The sequence below is a fragment of the Shewanella psychromarinicola genome (assembly GCF_003855155.1).
In the GTDB taxonomy this organism is placed as follows: Bacteria; Pseudomonadota; Gammaproteobacteria; order Enterobacterales; family Shewanellaceae; genus Shewanella; species Shewanella psychromarinicola.
The window spans coordinates 2065370-2079431 of the sequence record NZ_CP034073.1; the positions used below are offsets into that span (position 1 = coordinate 2065370).

Annotated in this window: 10 protein-coding genes; 7 read left to right on the plus strand and 3 right to left on the minus strand. The window is 41.6% G+C overall.

Annotated elements, in window-relative coordinates; all coding sequences use genetic code 11:
- The first annotated feature begins 153 nt into the window (after positions 1 to 153).
- Both EGC80_RS08965 and EGC80_RS08970 read left to right on the plus strand, forming a co-directional pair.
- Positions 154 to 2433, plus strand: a complete 2280-nt coding sequence (locus EGC80_RS08965) for a TonB-dependent receptor (RefSeq protein ID WP_124693469.1) — start codon at positions 154 to 156, stop codon at positions 2431 to 2433.
- 169 nt (positions 2434 to 2602) lie between these two features.
- On the plus strand, positions 2603 to 3274 hold the full coding sequence (locus EGC80_RS08970) for a response regulator transcription factor (protein WP_101034322.1): 672 nt from the start codon (positions 2603 to 2605) through the stop codon (positions 3272 to 3274).
- A gap of 103 nt (positions 3275 to 3377) precedes the next feature.
- Here the strand turns inward: EGC80_RS08970 and EGC80_RS08975 are convergent, their stop codons facing one another.
- Positions 3378 to 6884, minus strand: a complete 3507-nt coding sequence (locus EGC80_RS08975; protein WP_124012385.1) for a hybrid sensor histidine kinase/response regulator — start codon at positions 6882 to 6884, stop codon at positions 3378 to 3380.
- Positions 6885 to 7052: 168 nt separating this feature from the next.
- Between EGC80_RS08975 and EGC80_RS08980 the strand changes: the two genes are divergently transcribed.
- Both EGC80_RS08980 and EGC80_RS08985 read left to right on the plus strand, forming a co-directional pair.
- Positions 7053 to 8237 carry an MFS transporter gene (locus EGC80_RS08980; RefSeq protein ID WP_124012384.1) on the plus strand — a complete coding sequence of 395 codons (1185 nt, stop codon included), beginning with the start codon at positions 7053 to 7055 and terminating at the stop codon, positions 8235 to 8237.
- Positions 8225 to 9169 carry an alpha/beta hydrolase gene (locus EGC80_RS08985; RefSeq protein WP_124012383.1) on the plus strand — a complete coding sequence of 315 codons (945 nt, stop codon included), beginning with the start codon at positions 8225 to 8227 and terminating at the stop codon, positions 9167 to 9169. Before EGC80_RS08980 ends, EGC80_RS08985 begins: the two co-directional genes overlap by 13 nt.
- 150 nt (positions 9170 to 9319) lie before the next feature.
- Here EGC80_RS08985 and EGC80_RS08990 read toward each other — a convergent pair whose 3' ends face one another.
- A complete protein-coding gene (locus tag EGC80_RS08990; RefSeq protein WP_124012382.1) occupies positions 9320 to 10120 on the minus strand; it encodes a 3-hydroxybutyrate dehydrogenase in 801 nt (266 codons plus the stop codon).
- Positions 10121 to 10733: 613 nt separating this feature from the next.
- On the opposite strand from EGC80_RS08990, the gene EGC80_RS22830 reads away from it, so the two are divergent.
- On the plus strand, positions 10734 to 10862 hold the full coding sequence (locus EGC80_RS22830; RefSeq protein WP_267898635.1) for a hypothetical protein: 129 nt from the start codon (positions 10734 to 10736) through the stop codon (positions 10860 to 10862).
- 241 nt (positions 10863 to 11103) lie between these two features.
- Here the strand turns inward: EGC80_RS22830 and EGC80_RS08995 are convergent, their stop codons facing one another.
- Positions 11104 to 11601: a helix-turn-helix transcriptional regulator gene (locus EGC80_RS08995; RefSeq protein WP_101034327.1), complete on the minus strand. Its 498-nt coding sequence runs from the start codon at positions 11599 to 11601 to the stop codon at positions 11104 to 11106.
- 190 nt (positions 11602 to 11791) lie between these two features.
- On the opposite strand from EGC80_RS08995, the gene EGC80_RS09000 reads away from it, so the two are divergent.
- Positions 11792 to 13033, plus strand: coding sequence for a metal transporter (locus EGC80_RS09000; protein ID WP_124012381.1), 1242 nt, complete (start codon positions 11792 to 11794; stop codon positions 13031 to 13033).
- Positions 13030 to 14061 (plus strand): efflux RND transporter periplasmic adaptor subunit, encoded by a 1032-nt coding sequence (locus EGC80_RS09005; RefSeq protein WP_124012380.1) that lies wholly within the window; start codon positions 13030 to 13032, stop codon positions 14059 to 14061. The genes EGC80_RS09000 and EGC80_RS09005 overlap by 4 nt, the downstream gene beginning before the upstream one ends.
- The last annotated feature ends 1 nt before the right edge of the window (position 14062 follow it).

The following is a 14062-nucleotide window of genomic DNA, read 5'->3' on the forward strand; positions in this document are numbered from 1 at the left end:
ATTTTTAGAATTTATAGACCAAAACACATACTACTATAGTACCGATTCAATGCTGTTGAAAATGCTATACAGTCAATATGTGAACAGTTAGTAGTAAACCAACACGAGTAGTAAACAAAACCATTAATAATAAATATTACCACGGGGATCTGTATGAAACAGAATACTATTAAAATGAGTTGTATTGCCTTAGCCATTTCGTCGGTATTAACTGCACAGTATGCCGTTGCTGCTGATGAAGAAAATAACAGCGGCGACAAGCAAGCTGTTTTAGAGCGCATTGAAGTGACTGCTCGTAAAACGGTTGAAAGTTTACAAAATGTTCCTGTTGCAGTGACCTCTGTCAGTGAAAGAGAACTGGCAGAAAACGGCATCAGCGTAATGACTGAAATTCAGCAGTTTTCTCCCAATACCACATTACAATCTAGCCGAGGCACTAATTCTACGCTTACCGCTTTTATTCGTGGCGTAGGTCAAGAAGATCCACTTTGGGGCTATGAGCCTGGTGTCGGTATATACATTGATGATATCTATATTGCTCGTCCGCAAGGTGCAGTGCTAGACATTCTTGATGTGGAGCGTATTGAGGTGCTTCGTGGGCCACAAGGCACGTTATACGGCAAAAACACTATCGGTGGTGCAATTAAATACGTCACAAAGAAAATGACCGGTGACGGAGAATTGAGCCTTAAAGGTACTGCAGGTAGCTTTGGTCAAAAGGATGTTAAAGTCGCAGGACAATTCCCCATTGTTGATGACAAGCTCTATGTTGGTTTCGCCTTTGCCAGCTTAAATCGAGATGGTTTTGGTGAATTTAAAACCTCAGCATTAGAGGGCCAAGATACTGAAAACTATAACAAGGACGTCATAGCGGGTCGCTTAAGCGTTGAATATACGCCTACCGATGACCTGTTTATGCGCTTTACCTATGATAAAACCCAAGATGAATCAAATTCAAAAGGTGGTTATCGCCTGCTGCCTAGTTTATTAACCGATGCCCCAGTGCCTGACAGTAAATATGACTCTTATACCAGTTTACCTACCTGGAATAAGGTGGAAACAGAAGGCTGGGGAGCAACCATTGAGTATAACCTCAATGAGAATTGGAGCGTAAAGTCAGTCACAGCCAAACGTGAAGGTTATTCGCCAACAAACATCGATTTTGATAATACCAGCCTACGTATTTTTGACGTCCCCGCCATTTATGAAGATGAGCAGTTTAGCCAAGAGTTCCAAGCAAACTATGTTGGTGACAATCTCAATGTCGTCTCAGGAATTTACTATTTTGACGGTGATTCTTGTGGTGTTTTCGATGCTATTTTAGAAGAAGCCTTTAAAGCGTTTGGAGGGTTAACGCGTGAAGTGAGTGGTTGTAACAATAGTGAAAGCTATGCCGCTTATGTGCAAGGCTCATATGATTTCACTGAACAATTATCAATGACATTAGGTGGCCGTTATACCCGTGAGACTAAAGAAGCCACGGTTTATAACGGGGTGATATTCGACAGCATTTATCCTCAAACTGGTTGGTATCCAGGGTTTGTGCGCGATGAAGCGTTAATTGAATCTCAAATACCTAAAGTGCTTGATGACGAAGAAACATGGTCTAAATTCAACCCACGTGTGGGTCTGGAATATCAAGTTAACGATGACATGATGCTGTTTACCAGTTACTCACAAGGATTCAAGTCGGGCACCTTCAACCCTAGGGCAACCGGAGCTGAACCTGCTGTAGACCCTGAAACGGTCGATTCCTATGAAATTGGTATCAAGAGTGAGTGGAATGATAATCTTCGTGTTAATGCAACCGTATTTTATCTCAACCATAAAGACAGACAATTTGTGACTGTATTACCCGGTGATGATGCTTCAGACCTCAATCAGCGTTTAGGCAACATTGGTAAGTCTACAGCCAGTGGACTAGAGCTTGAAGTTGAATATGCTGCAACAGATTCACTTAATTTATTCGCAAATCTTGGCTTAATTGACGCCACGTTTGATGAAGTGATTTCTTATGATGAATTTGGTACTAAAATTGATATAAGTGATACTTACACTATTACCAACACCCCAGATACCACAGCAAACCTTGGTTTTAGTTATAGTATTGAAGCCGGCGTGGGTAGTTTTATCATTAATGGTAATTACTATTACCGCAGTGACTATGACTTAGCGGTCGTGGATAACCTATTGAGCCAAGATGGATACGGATTGCTGAATTTTGGGGTGAATTGGTATAGCAATGACGGCCATTGGAATGCCGGTCTGCATTGGAAAAACGTCACTGATGAAGAGTATTTGGTTGGTAACTACGCTTTTGTCACGCCAACCGGCAACGGAGACTTTACGCCAGGACTTGGCGGCGATAACACCTTAATTGGTTATTATGGCGATCCGGAGACGATTTCGTTAACGGTTGGCTATATGTTCTAAGCGTTAATGAGTCAATTGCCTATTAAAGAATAGCCGGCTCACTATAGAACCGGTTATTCTTTTTATAGATGATGAAGTCTGCGTGTGTTGGACGATCAATAAATAATAATCAATAATCAATAATCAATAAATAATAAACAACACCAGCGCAATTTTTTAGGAGCCGACGATGTCTCAGATAAAAGTGGCAATTGCAGATGATCACCCGCTATTTCGTGCCGCTTTAACCCAAGCTGTACTTAAAAATTTCAATGATGCTGAAGTGTTAGAGGCTGAAAATTTTCCAGAGTTAATCTCCATCGTGGAGCAACATTCAGATATAGAGATTATCTTTATTGATTTGCATATGCCTGGAAACGATGGTTTTACAGGATTAACCTTATTACAAAATCACTTCCCAGATATTGTCGTTATTATGGTGTCTTCTGACGATCAACCCGAAATTATTCGCAAGGCGATCAATTTTGGCGCCAGTGCATTTATTCCTAAATCTGCTAATTTAACCCAAATATCGACCGCCATTGAAACCGTGCTTGAAGGGGGGATTTGGTTACCCGAACACACTAATATCAGCGCCGATCAACATACAGCCGCTGAGCATCAACGTCTGGCAAAACAATTAGCTCAGTTGACCCCCCAGCAATACACAGTGCTAGCCAATATTGCAAATGGCCGCTTAAATAAGCAAATTGCCTACGACTTAAACATTAAAGAAACCACCGTTAAAAAGCATGTTTCAGCTATTTTGCTAAAGCTTGAAGTGTACAATCGCACTCAGGCAGGGCTGGTGTTTCAACAATTAATGATCACTTCAACTGAAAATCGGCAGATAAATGCTTAATATTCTGATTTAGATTGAAAACCGTTAAATAAAATGCCGCAACGTGAGGCCTTTTTGTCTAAGCGATGTCTACAACAAGCAGCGTCTAAAAATGTACTCGTTATTATGGTGTCAGTTGTTTAATGATCCGTTTCAAGGCAATTGCCTTGAGCGGTTTACGTACAAAACTAAATTGAGCACTGCTCGTATGTTGTCGAACCGTTTCTGAGGGATCTGCGGAGCAAATAACACATGTGGTTTGCTTATTGGTCATTTCACTGTGGTTCGCCAATAAATATTGTACTAAATCGACACCATTTTTATCATCTTCTAAATGGTAGTCTGCAATGATTAATCTTGGTTGTGGATTATCCGCCAGTTGCTGTATTGCGCTAGATTGATCTTTGGCTGTAATCACATGACATCCCCAACCACTCAATAATGACGAGATTGCCTTTAGCATGAGATCATCATTGTCGATAACGAGCACAATAATATTAAAGCTGTCGCTATTGATCTCATCTTCGACGGGGATGTTTAGTAAATTAACAGACTTTTTTTGTTGTGAGACACGGGGTATTTCAACACTGAAGCAAGTTCCTTTACCGACTTCAGAATGCAGTGATATTTTAATATCCAATAAGTTTGCTATACGATCGCATATCGCCAAGCCCAGACCTAAACCTGGAATTTCACGTGTGAGTTCTAAGCGTTCAAACTCGCAAAAAATTGCCTGTCGTTTATCAACAGGAATTCCAGGTCCATTGTCCCAAACTTGTATTAACAAAGCGTTCTCAAGTCGCCTGACACCTAATAGAACCTTAGGGACAAAATCGGCGTTCTCAATGGCCTCTTTTGCCTTATTGCCTGACTTAGTATCTTGAAGCGCTGGTTGGTGCTTGGTGTTACCTGAAGGGGAATAATGAAACGCATTAGACAAAAAGTTTTGAATAATTCGGCGTAATAGCCTTTGATCGCTGTGGACGAAACAGGAAGAGACCTGGTAATTAAAATCAATGCCTTGTTGAACCGATAACGCCTTAAATTCATTGACCAATGTTGAGAGTATATCATCAATTGCAAATTGACTTTTTTCGGTTTTTAACGAGTTACTGTCTAAGCGAGATATTTCAACAAGGTCTGATAGCAAACTTTCTACTACGTTTAATGAGTCTTCGATATGAGTGGCTAAATCCTGAAGTTCGGTTGATTTGACTCTTTGCTTCAGCATCTCAGTAAATAATGTTAACGCATTAAAGGGTTGCATTAAATCATGACTTGCAGCGGCCAAAAATCGTGTTTTACTGCTATTGGCCGCTTCTGCTTCTGCTTTTGCTTTTTCAAGTTCTTTGGTGCGGCTTTCTACCCGTTTTTCGAGTGTATCATTAGCAAGTTGTAAGGCTTTTTCTGCTTCAATATGGGCAGTAATATCAGAAAACGTACTGACAAACCCACCGCCGGGCATTGCTTGGCCGCGAATTTCTAGCACTTTTCCGTCAAGCATGATGCGTTGAAAATGATGTGGACTGCCACTGCGCATATGATCTAAGCGCTTTTCAACTAGCTCGTGGGCAGCGTCGCCGACAATGATCCCCCTGTCGATGTTAAATCTAATCAGTTGCTCAATGTGTAGTCCCGCTTTTACAAAATTTTTTGGGTAATCGAGCAGTTCAATATAGCGCTGATTCCAAGCGACTAAACGCATATCGGCGTCTACAACGCTAATGCCTTGCTCAATATTTTCAACGCCCGATTGCAGCAGTTCGCGGTTAAATTCAAAGATTTGGCTCGCTTCATCGACAATGCTAACCACATCTTCTAGTGGCACGTATTGGCTGCGAGAAGCAGCGCTCATCACCATTCTAGTCGATGCAGAACCGAGTACGCCTGATAGTTTTAGGCGAGTGTAATCAACAAGTTGTTGCTGCTGATCTTTACCGCTGAGCTTTTTGGATTCTGCTAGCAGGGTATCGGCTTCATCTTTATTAATAAAACGATTTAATAAACTGGCTAAATCATCTATAGATAAGTGACGTTCTGACTGAACTTGTTTTCTGTTAACAAATAAATCGGCTTGTAAAACCTCGCCAACGCTTTGCTCTTTAAACAGTGAAATGACCACAAAGCAGCCGATGTTAGCCGCTAAACTGTAAAATACACCGTGGCTGATATTGTCCAAATGGGTTAATCCAAACAATGCAGTTGGCGTTAACCAAGTTATATCAAATAAACCAAAGTTAACCCATAGTGCATCAGGAAATGTAACGGGCAAAAGTAGGGTATAAAGCCAGACAATACTTCCCATCATTAAACCAATGAATGCCCCTTGGGTTGTTGCATTTCGCCAATATAAGGCGCCTACAGCGGCTGGCGCAAATTGAGATAACAGCACAAATGATAGTAAGCCAATACTGGCTAAATGATTTTGCTGATTGATAAAACGTTCAAATGCAAAGGCCGATAGTAAGATTACGGCGATAGATATACGGCGTAAATTTAATAAGATTCCTGATAATTGCGGGGTTTGTTGAGAGTTAAATTTTGGTAGACGTAACAGTAATGGGGTTAAAATTTCTGTCGAAATCATGGTGCTAAGCACAATAGCTGCCACAATAACCATTGCAGTGGCTGCAGCCAGTCCACCGATGTAAACCAATATTCCCAACCAAGCTTGCTGATAAAATAGCGGTAACGTCAGTACATAAGTATCTGCACCCACGCTGCCACCGGGGAAGCTAAGTTGTCCGGCTAATGCGATAGGTAATACAAAAATATTGATCAGTAATAGATATAACGGCACCATCCAGCGAGCCGATTTAAGTTCGTTGTCATGATTATTTTCAATCATCATCATGTGAAACTCTTGCGGCAACGCATAGATAGTAATCGCGCCCAAAATAACCTGTGATACCACAAGATAAGTGGAGTCTGATTGGGTGGTTTCTTTGATGTTTTGACTTTGAGTTAGCAAGTCGCCAAAACCATCGAAAACATAAAACGTGGCAAATATGCCCACGGCGGTAAGGGCAAATAATTTCACGATAGAACTAAACGCGATGGCAAGTACTAAGCCTTGATTGTGCTTACTGGCGGAGAGTTGGCGTGTGCCGAATAAGATACTAAAGATAATTAATACAATAGTGACCACAAATGCCGTGCTAATCCCAGACTGAAACGTGCCAGTAAGTAGATCGAAACTGGTACTGATAGCTCTTAACTGCAATGCAATATAAGGAATGGTCCCAAGCAGTGACACAATGGCGACGCTGGCGGCAATTTTAGGCGAGCGGTCAAAGCGACAGGCAATAAAGTCGGCAATAGAGGTGAGGTTCTGGCTTTTGATTATTTGTAACGTCCGCATTAGCATTGGCCAAGCAAGTACTAAACAAATGATCGAACCTATGTAAATGGGAGCAAGCCATGCCCCTGTTGTGGCAGCTTGCCCGACAGTGCCATAAAATGCCCACGAAGTGCAGCATACACCTAAGGATAAGCTATAGACCCATGGCTTTTGGCTTAACTTTTTTATAGCGCGACTTTGCCCCCACTGTGCGACCACAAATAGCATCGCAAGATAAGCAATCGAAATTGAACTGATCAACCAAGTATCAATAGATAACCAAGCCTGCAAGATATTCCCCAATGATTTTTATTTTATATCCTTGCGAAACTACACTAGACATCCTGTTTGATAAAGATTTTTAATATCGCGGTGCACTAAGGTAGTACTTATTTATCCATACCCATCAGATAACATGATTAAACTACATTAGTGTCATTTAAGGTACACATTACGCCTATGAAAATAACCCATAGATATTTGGTAGAAGGCCTGGTTTTTACGAGTTATGTTCTCTTTGCCATGGCATGGGTAGGAGGCACTGCCAGCATGAACAGCATCATGGCATCGATGCAAATTGATAGCTTAGCTTCAGCAAGCTTTATCAGTGGTGCTGTCACTCTGGCTAAGATAGTGGGCACATTTGGCGCCGCTTATGTGGCGGTGAAGTGCGGGATAAAGTATGCATTTTTACTCGCGGCGCTATTAATTGTTATCGGAATAGTGACACCTTTTGCGACTAATTATGAATTACTTCTGGCCAGCCGTTTTCTAATGGGCTTAGGTGGGGCCTTCATGATTGTTTACTTCAACCCAATAGTGATGCTGTGGTTTTCGCCTGAAGATCGCCCGGTTATTAATGGTCTCAATGCGGTGGCATTTAACGTAGGTACTGCAATTATTTTATGGGGAATGACCAGTATTAACTCTCTCACTGGCAGTTGGCAAAACAGCTTGGTGTTGTTTTCTGCCGCTAGCTTGGTACTTGCAATGCTGTGGCTACTGGTTAAGTTTGAAACGCCATCGCCCGCTAACCATGTATCTGGTTCAGAGCCGGCAATATATGGTTATCTAGAAGGGTTAAAAGATAAATTTAATTGGGCTTATGCTTTTACCTATTCAGGACTGCTTTCTTTTTACATTTGTTTATTTACTTTCTATCCTCAAGCGGGAATAAGTCAAAGCAAATGGGTGATTGGTTTTGGTATTGTCGGCACTATTGCAGGAATGTTTTATAGTCGCAAAAACCCGTTACGCTTGCCTATTCTTCGCTGGAGTGGGTTGATTATTGTTATCACCGTTTTCGGTTTATCTTTTAGTCCCGAGTCTTGGTTGCAAACGTTATGTGCAATAGTGTTGGGCTTTTTTATCTTTTTCCCGGTGACTGCATTAGTGTCCATTCCTCACGAGCTCCCTAAGATGACAGGCCAAAAAATTACTGTGGTTTTTAGCCTATTTTGGTCAATCAGTTATCTTGTTTCTACTATCGTGTTGTGGGTATTTGGTAAGCTTGTTGATTTAAGCGATGGTAGCTATTTTAGCTCATTTGTGATGATCACCTTACTCAGTGGCACTGTGTTTGTAGGCAGTTATTTTCTACCAGAAACCGGAAAACCAAAGGAGTTAATATTATGCGAGGAATAGTATCCCCCAAACTCACTGATTTTCTAGCCTTAGCGAACAGTAATATCGCCTTGGCTAAGCAAAATAATGTGCAATTTACGCCGACAATATTACGTGAAAACTTAAACAAACTTGGCGCGTTAATGAGTGACTCGCCATCGGTGAGCTATATTGCCGACGAAGCGCTTACGTTAACCGATCGTACCATTCCGGTTAGAGTTTATAGTCCTGCACCAGAGCTGCCTTTGCCTGTGTTAGTGCATTTTCATGGTGGTGGCCATATGTGTGGCAGTGTGGCGCTGTACGATCCTATTTGCCGTCACCTTGCCAGTATTGCGCAGTGCGTGGTGATATCTGTCGAGTATCGACTTGCACCTGAATATCCTTATCCTGCTGGGGTTGAAGATTGTGAATATGCATTAATACATTACGCGCAGTTACTCAATGATGTTAACCATCAAGACTCAGTCACCATTATTGGTGACAGTGCGGGTGGTGCTATTTGCACCAGTTTAAGCATGAAAAGCTTAACCGATAAACGGATTCATATAGACCAACAAATTCTGATTTACCCCAGTGTCGATTACACATTAACTAGCCCATCACTTGATAGTAATGGCTGTGGATTTTTACTCGAGACTAGCCGCATCAAATGGTATTTTGAGCAGTATTTCAAGCAGTCCGATCAACGCTCTGATCAAATCAAACAGGCTTCACCTTTACTTGGCACCATTAACGCTAACTTACCTAAGACACTCATTTTTACTGCAGGTTGTGATCCGCTCAGAGATGAGGGCATAGCCTATGCGAAGGCTCTGAGCGCGGCAGGTGTGGATGTTGAGCATTATTCGTTTGACGGCATGATCCATGCCTATATGTTACTGCACGATTTGGTTAAACAAGAGTGCATGACAACCTATCAGCGCATCGCTGAGTTTATGGCCAAGGCCTAACTCATATTTTAAGCAACACTATCATCTTGGCTAGTACATCGATTGGCAAGGTCTGTGTCTCGGCAAATAAAACAACCCGTATTCGCACACAGCGAATACGGGTTGAATTTTTTGCTAAATACTAACGTTTAAACATAAGGTTAGCTAAGCTTATTGTGCCGTCCAAGCGCCGTCCATCGGAAGTGCTGAACCTGTAATGCCTCTTGCTGCATTGCCACAAAGGAATAACACGAACTCACCTATTTCTCTGGGGATTAACATTTCTGGTAATGGCTGCTTGGAGGTCACCAGCTGGTATTTTGCATCTTCATAACTCAAGCTTTTATCCGTTGCGATGGTGTCAATTTGCTTACTGATAAGCGGCGTATCAACCCATCCAGGACAAATTGCGTTAACGGTAATACCTTGCTCTGCACATTCAATCGCGACCACTTTTGTTAATCCAATAATCCCATGCTTTGCTGCGCAATAGGCCACTTTATTCGCTGAGGCGACTAAACCATGGACTGAGGCAATATTGATGATCCGTCCCCACTTTTTTTTAGCCATTAAAGGCACGACTTTTTGAATGGTATGAAAAGCGGAGGATAAGTTAATCGCGATGATGTCATTCCATTTTTCTATCGGAAAATTAGTGACATCTTGTGTATGTTGAATTCCAGCATTGTTGACCAAAATATCGATACTCCCTAAGGCATTAACCGCATTATTGATAAACTCATGTATGCAGTTAGCATCTCTTAAGTCCGCATTGCTAAAAAAAGTGTTTATTTGGTACTGAGCTGCAAATTCAGAGGCTAAAGAGAGTCCATCATCTTGGTCCATCAGCCCATGTAACACGATATGACAACCCTGCTCTGCAAGCACGTGGGCAGTCGCCAGACCAATACCGCTAGTTGAGCCAGTAATAAGCGCCACTTTCCCTTTTAGTCCTGTTTGTAACGTCGACATAGTATCCGTTCCTCAATTCTATAGCGGCAATGACAGCATATGTGATCACCCACAGTTAATGTTTCATAGCGAAATTGTATTCACTACAATCCGGTTTAGTACTCTCAGGTTTAGTACTTTCAGGTTTAGTACTTTCAGATTTAGTACCTCAGAGTAAAGCAATTACAGGACTATTTATTTGGCACCTTAGTACCATAGGAACGGTTACATTTTTCGGTAATTGTTATTAATCTCAGATCGGGATAATAAAAGGGTCATCAAACAGTCTTTTATCCCGCTAACTGTGTTGCATTAACTTGCAATAGGCTTGTTATTGACACGCCAATGCGCCTTGCTAGTAAAACAAATAACAAGTTTGATATGGAATAGGTCAACTATTTTGATTTTGGCTTACTTATCAGACCGCTTAACCAACCTTGTGGTTAATTAGTACGATTTGCTGGTTAATCTTCAAAATAGAGCGCTTTATGTGTGGATTTAATAAGGTCGTTGACAGCTACGCCGCAGCATTAGCAGTACGTTAAGTTGGTATAACCATCATTACGGGGGGTCTTGGATTATGTGGTATTCCTGAAAATATTATCAAAGAGTTCAAACCATCGGCACTGAAAATATGACCTTAGTGTCCAATAATGACCGCACAACCGATTATGGATTGGGGCTATTACGTCTTGATAAACAGAGAAAGAAAATCATTGCTTACTATGTCGGTGAGAATGTGGGTGAAAATGCCAATTTTTAAGCTCAAATGATGGGGGGGAGAATTTGACGTTTAATTAACACCTACAGACTGGTAAGGCCTAGGAATACTAGACACATTCGTTGAAAAATGACAGTCTCTGGGAATCCCGCTTTCTCTTTCTCTTTCTCAGTAAAAACTGATCTATCGCTATGTCTACGTTATCCGTTGAGCCAATAATAAAATGTAGCAGTGAGCACACAGGTAGACGTTACGTCTTACACCGAGTCCAGATCTTAAGTCTTTAGTCTTGAATAAAATCTTCCATAAACCAAGCACTGAAAGTGTGGCGGCCATCGACTTCAGCTTTACTATAAATCGTTGAGGCTTGTTGACGAACCGTTTTTTCTTTTGTTAGTCGCACTTCGGCAATCTCTTTAAAACTGAGCCCTTTTAACAATAAAAGGGCAACCTGCTGCTCACTTTTTGTAAAACCCCAAGTATCAAATTGAATGGCAATCGTTTGACTATATTCTTGTCTGGCTGCGCGCATTTTGCTCGACATGTTATTGATCTGTTTGTCAGCGTTTGCGAGTTTGAACCCCAGCGCTTTTACTTGGCGAGAACTGCGTATGAGGTCGTAACCTAAATAGATACTCCCCACTATGGTAAGCAATACCAAAATACTCTCTTGCGCTATATGCCAAGCAGGGATCTCGAGCTGCAAGTCAGCGATGATGTCAAACAGCTTAAACAGCGTTATCAGCAGTAATAATACAATAATGGCTACATCTTTTTTCATGGCAGAGATCCTGAAACGAATAAGTAATACAAATTAACTAAAAATGATGCTTATTAATTTAATTCAATAAAATCAGTTATCTAATTTATGGTACATATGTACTATACCCATCATTATGATACATATTCCCCATGTATTCTAGGGGGTAACCGTTACAATCTGTATACATTTGGGGTAAAAGAAATTACTTATGTCTGCGGTTAAGTTTAGTTTCAAAATATGTCTTTTAATTACTTTAGCTAGCGGTATTTTTAGCCATGTCGCTTTTAGCAATGAACTGCCACAACTTGTGCAAATAAGCCAAGCTAGGTTAAAAGCGACACAACTCAATGGCACGCCACTCAATGATGGTCGTGGTGTAGAGTTGAGCAGTTCGACTTGGTTGTCAGGCTTACCCATTATTAGTTTAAGTTACCTTAGCGACCTTGATAATAATAACATTTACGAGCAAGAGGTATCGCTCAATCTACCGATGAAATCATTGAGTTTGCACAGCAGCGATAAACAGCTAAGACAGTTGACGCAAGCTTTGCAAGGCCAACAAGTAGCGTTACAAAAATTGTACTTATCTGGATTGCTCAGACAAAGCATGTGGGACCATCGCATTGCATCGGTCAAGCTTAGTCAGCTGAATCGTAAAGCCAGTTTACTCGAAAAATTATATGCTCAGCAAAAGCAACTTTCCGATGTTGGAGAGTTACCTGTGGTGAATTTATTACTGCTCGAGCGTGAGCGCGTTGATATTGATTTAGCCCAGATTGATCTTAAGCAGCAACAAGCTGAGGCGCTTTCTCTTTTTCGTTCGTTAACTGGCCTTAACGAAATGCCCCAGAAAATAGAAGAAGACGGCCATGAAATCTCTCAACTTGAAACCAATAACTTTGATGCGATTCACGTGGCGTTAATGCAGCATCCATTGTGGCAATTGCAATCTTTGCAACAGCAACAACAGTTGTTAATGATTAAAAGTCAGCAAGCAGGAGAGCAAGATCCCTGGACACTGTCATTGACCGCAAAAGAAACCGCTGGCGATCAATTTAATGACCAACATTTAGGGCTCGGAATTAGCGTGCCACTGGGCTTTGGCTCGGCGTTATCACAAAGTGAGCTGTCCATTTGGCAAAAAGACCATCAAGAACAAAGTCTAAACAGTGAACGCATCTACCTTGAATTAAAAACTCAAACAGAAAAGCTTGCAATGCAACAGCAAAGTCTCCGCCAACAGCAGCAGTTGTTGCAGCGCGGGCTGACGCTAAGCCGAACCATTACTGAACATTTAGCAAAAGTGAAAGATCAAAATCAAATTGGCTATGAAATCTGGCTGCGCCGCTATATGGATGCGCTTGATACCGAATCGCAATTAGCGCTTAACCAAGTCTCTCAGCAACAACTTCACTCTCAGCAACTGCAAGCCTTAGGAATTTCATTATGATGGCCAAGTTTGGTGCCAGCTTTTTATGTATATCAATCTGTTTCTCAGCCAGTTTCGCGTCCGCGGAGTCGATATCACTTGCCGAATTGGGTAGCTTAGAACTGAGCTATATTCAGCCTCGAAAAGTGGCCAGTTATGAAGGTAGCTCTCTGCCAGCACAAATAGAGCGCTTACCCGGTAATGATTATTGGGTCAGTACACCTGAAAATATCCAACAAGTGACGTTTTTAGTGGGCCAGGGGCAAATTGTCACCAAAGGCCGGGCGATTGTAAGATTGACCGGGCCTGAAGTGTTTCATTTTCTGGCTCAAATAGAGGCGGCTAAAAGTCTTTATCAACTTGCTAAACAGCGTTATGACCGCAACAAGCCGCTATTAAACAATGGCAGTATTAGCACGGATAAGTGGCGCGAGATCAGTCAAGACTATTTCAGTACTCACCTTGAATACGAGCATATGCAACATTTTATGGAGATGGTGCAAAGCATCGATGCTGATACAGAATCGTTAGTGGTGATGGCACCCGTTGCAGGCATAGTCAATCTTAATCATCTCAATAGCCCTTATACCGCCGGCGCCCAGTTATTTTCGCTGGTACCCACCGACAGTATTAGGGTTAAGGTGAATGTGCCCATGAGTCAATCAACCTCATTATCGGCGGTTAACATTAATCAGTGTCATATTGCGATAGATGAAGTATCGGCCATTGCGGATGGTGTGTTTTTAACTGCATGGTCAATGCCGGTACCTCAAGAGTGTAACCTACTGTTAGGGCAGCAAATCACCGCGATACCTGAGTATCAAAAAGCCGTGTATCTGTTACCCAAAAATAGCGTATTTAGTTGGCAACAAGAGAGCCAAATCTTTATACAAACAACGCAAACATTGTCCGCGCTCAGTATCGATATTTTAGGCTCTACCCCTGATGAATATATTGTTGCTAGTGATCAAGACTTAAGCCAAATACAAGTGTTATCTCAATCTGTTGCTGCTGTTAAAGGAATATTACTTGGCTTAGGAGGCGAATAAT

Bases quoted from the DNA above. Each gene is read 5' to 3' on its own strand.
- EGC80_RS22830 (WP_267898635.1), top strand. From the start codon at position 10,734: ATGACCTTAGTGTCCAATAATGACCGCACAACCGATTATGGATTGGGG.
- EGC80_RS08970 (WP_101034322.1), top strand. From the start codon at position 2,603: ATGTCTCAGATAAAAGTGGCAATTGCAGATGATCACCCGCTATTTCGT.
- EGC80_RS09000 (WP_124012381.1), top strand. From the start codon at position 11,792: ATGTCTGCGGTTAAGTTTAGTTTCAAAATATGTCTTTTAATTACTTTA.
- EGC80_RS08965 (WP_124693469.1), top strand. From the start codon at position 154: ATGAAACAGAATACTATTAAAATGAGTTGTATTGCCTTAGCCATTTCG.
- EGC80_RS08985 (WP_124012383.1), top strand. From the start codon at position 8,225: ATGCGAGGAATAGTATCCCCCAAACTCACTGATTTTCTAGCCTTAGCG.
- EGC80_RS08990 (WP_124012382.1), bottom strand. From the start codon at position 10,120: ATGTCGACGTTACAAACAGGACTAAAAGGGAAAGTGGCGCTTATTACT.
- EGC80_RS09005 (WP_124012380.1), top strand. From the start codon at position 13,030: ATGATGGCCAAGTTTGGTGCCAGCTTTTTATGTATATCAATCTGTTTC.
- EGC80_RS08995 (WP_101034327.1), bottom strand. From the start codon at position 11,601: ATGAAAAAAGATGTAGCCATTATTGTATTATTACTGCTGATAACGCTG.
- EGC80_RS08980 (WP_124012384.1), top strand. From the start codon at position 7,053: ATGAAAATAACCCATAGATATTTGGTAGAAGGCCTGGTTTTTACGAGT.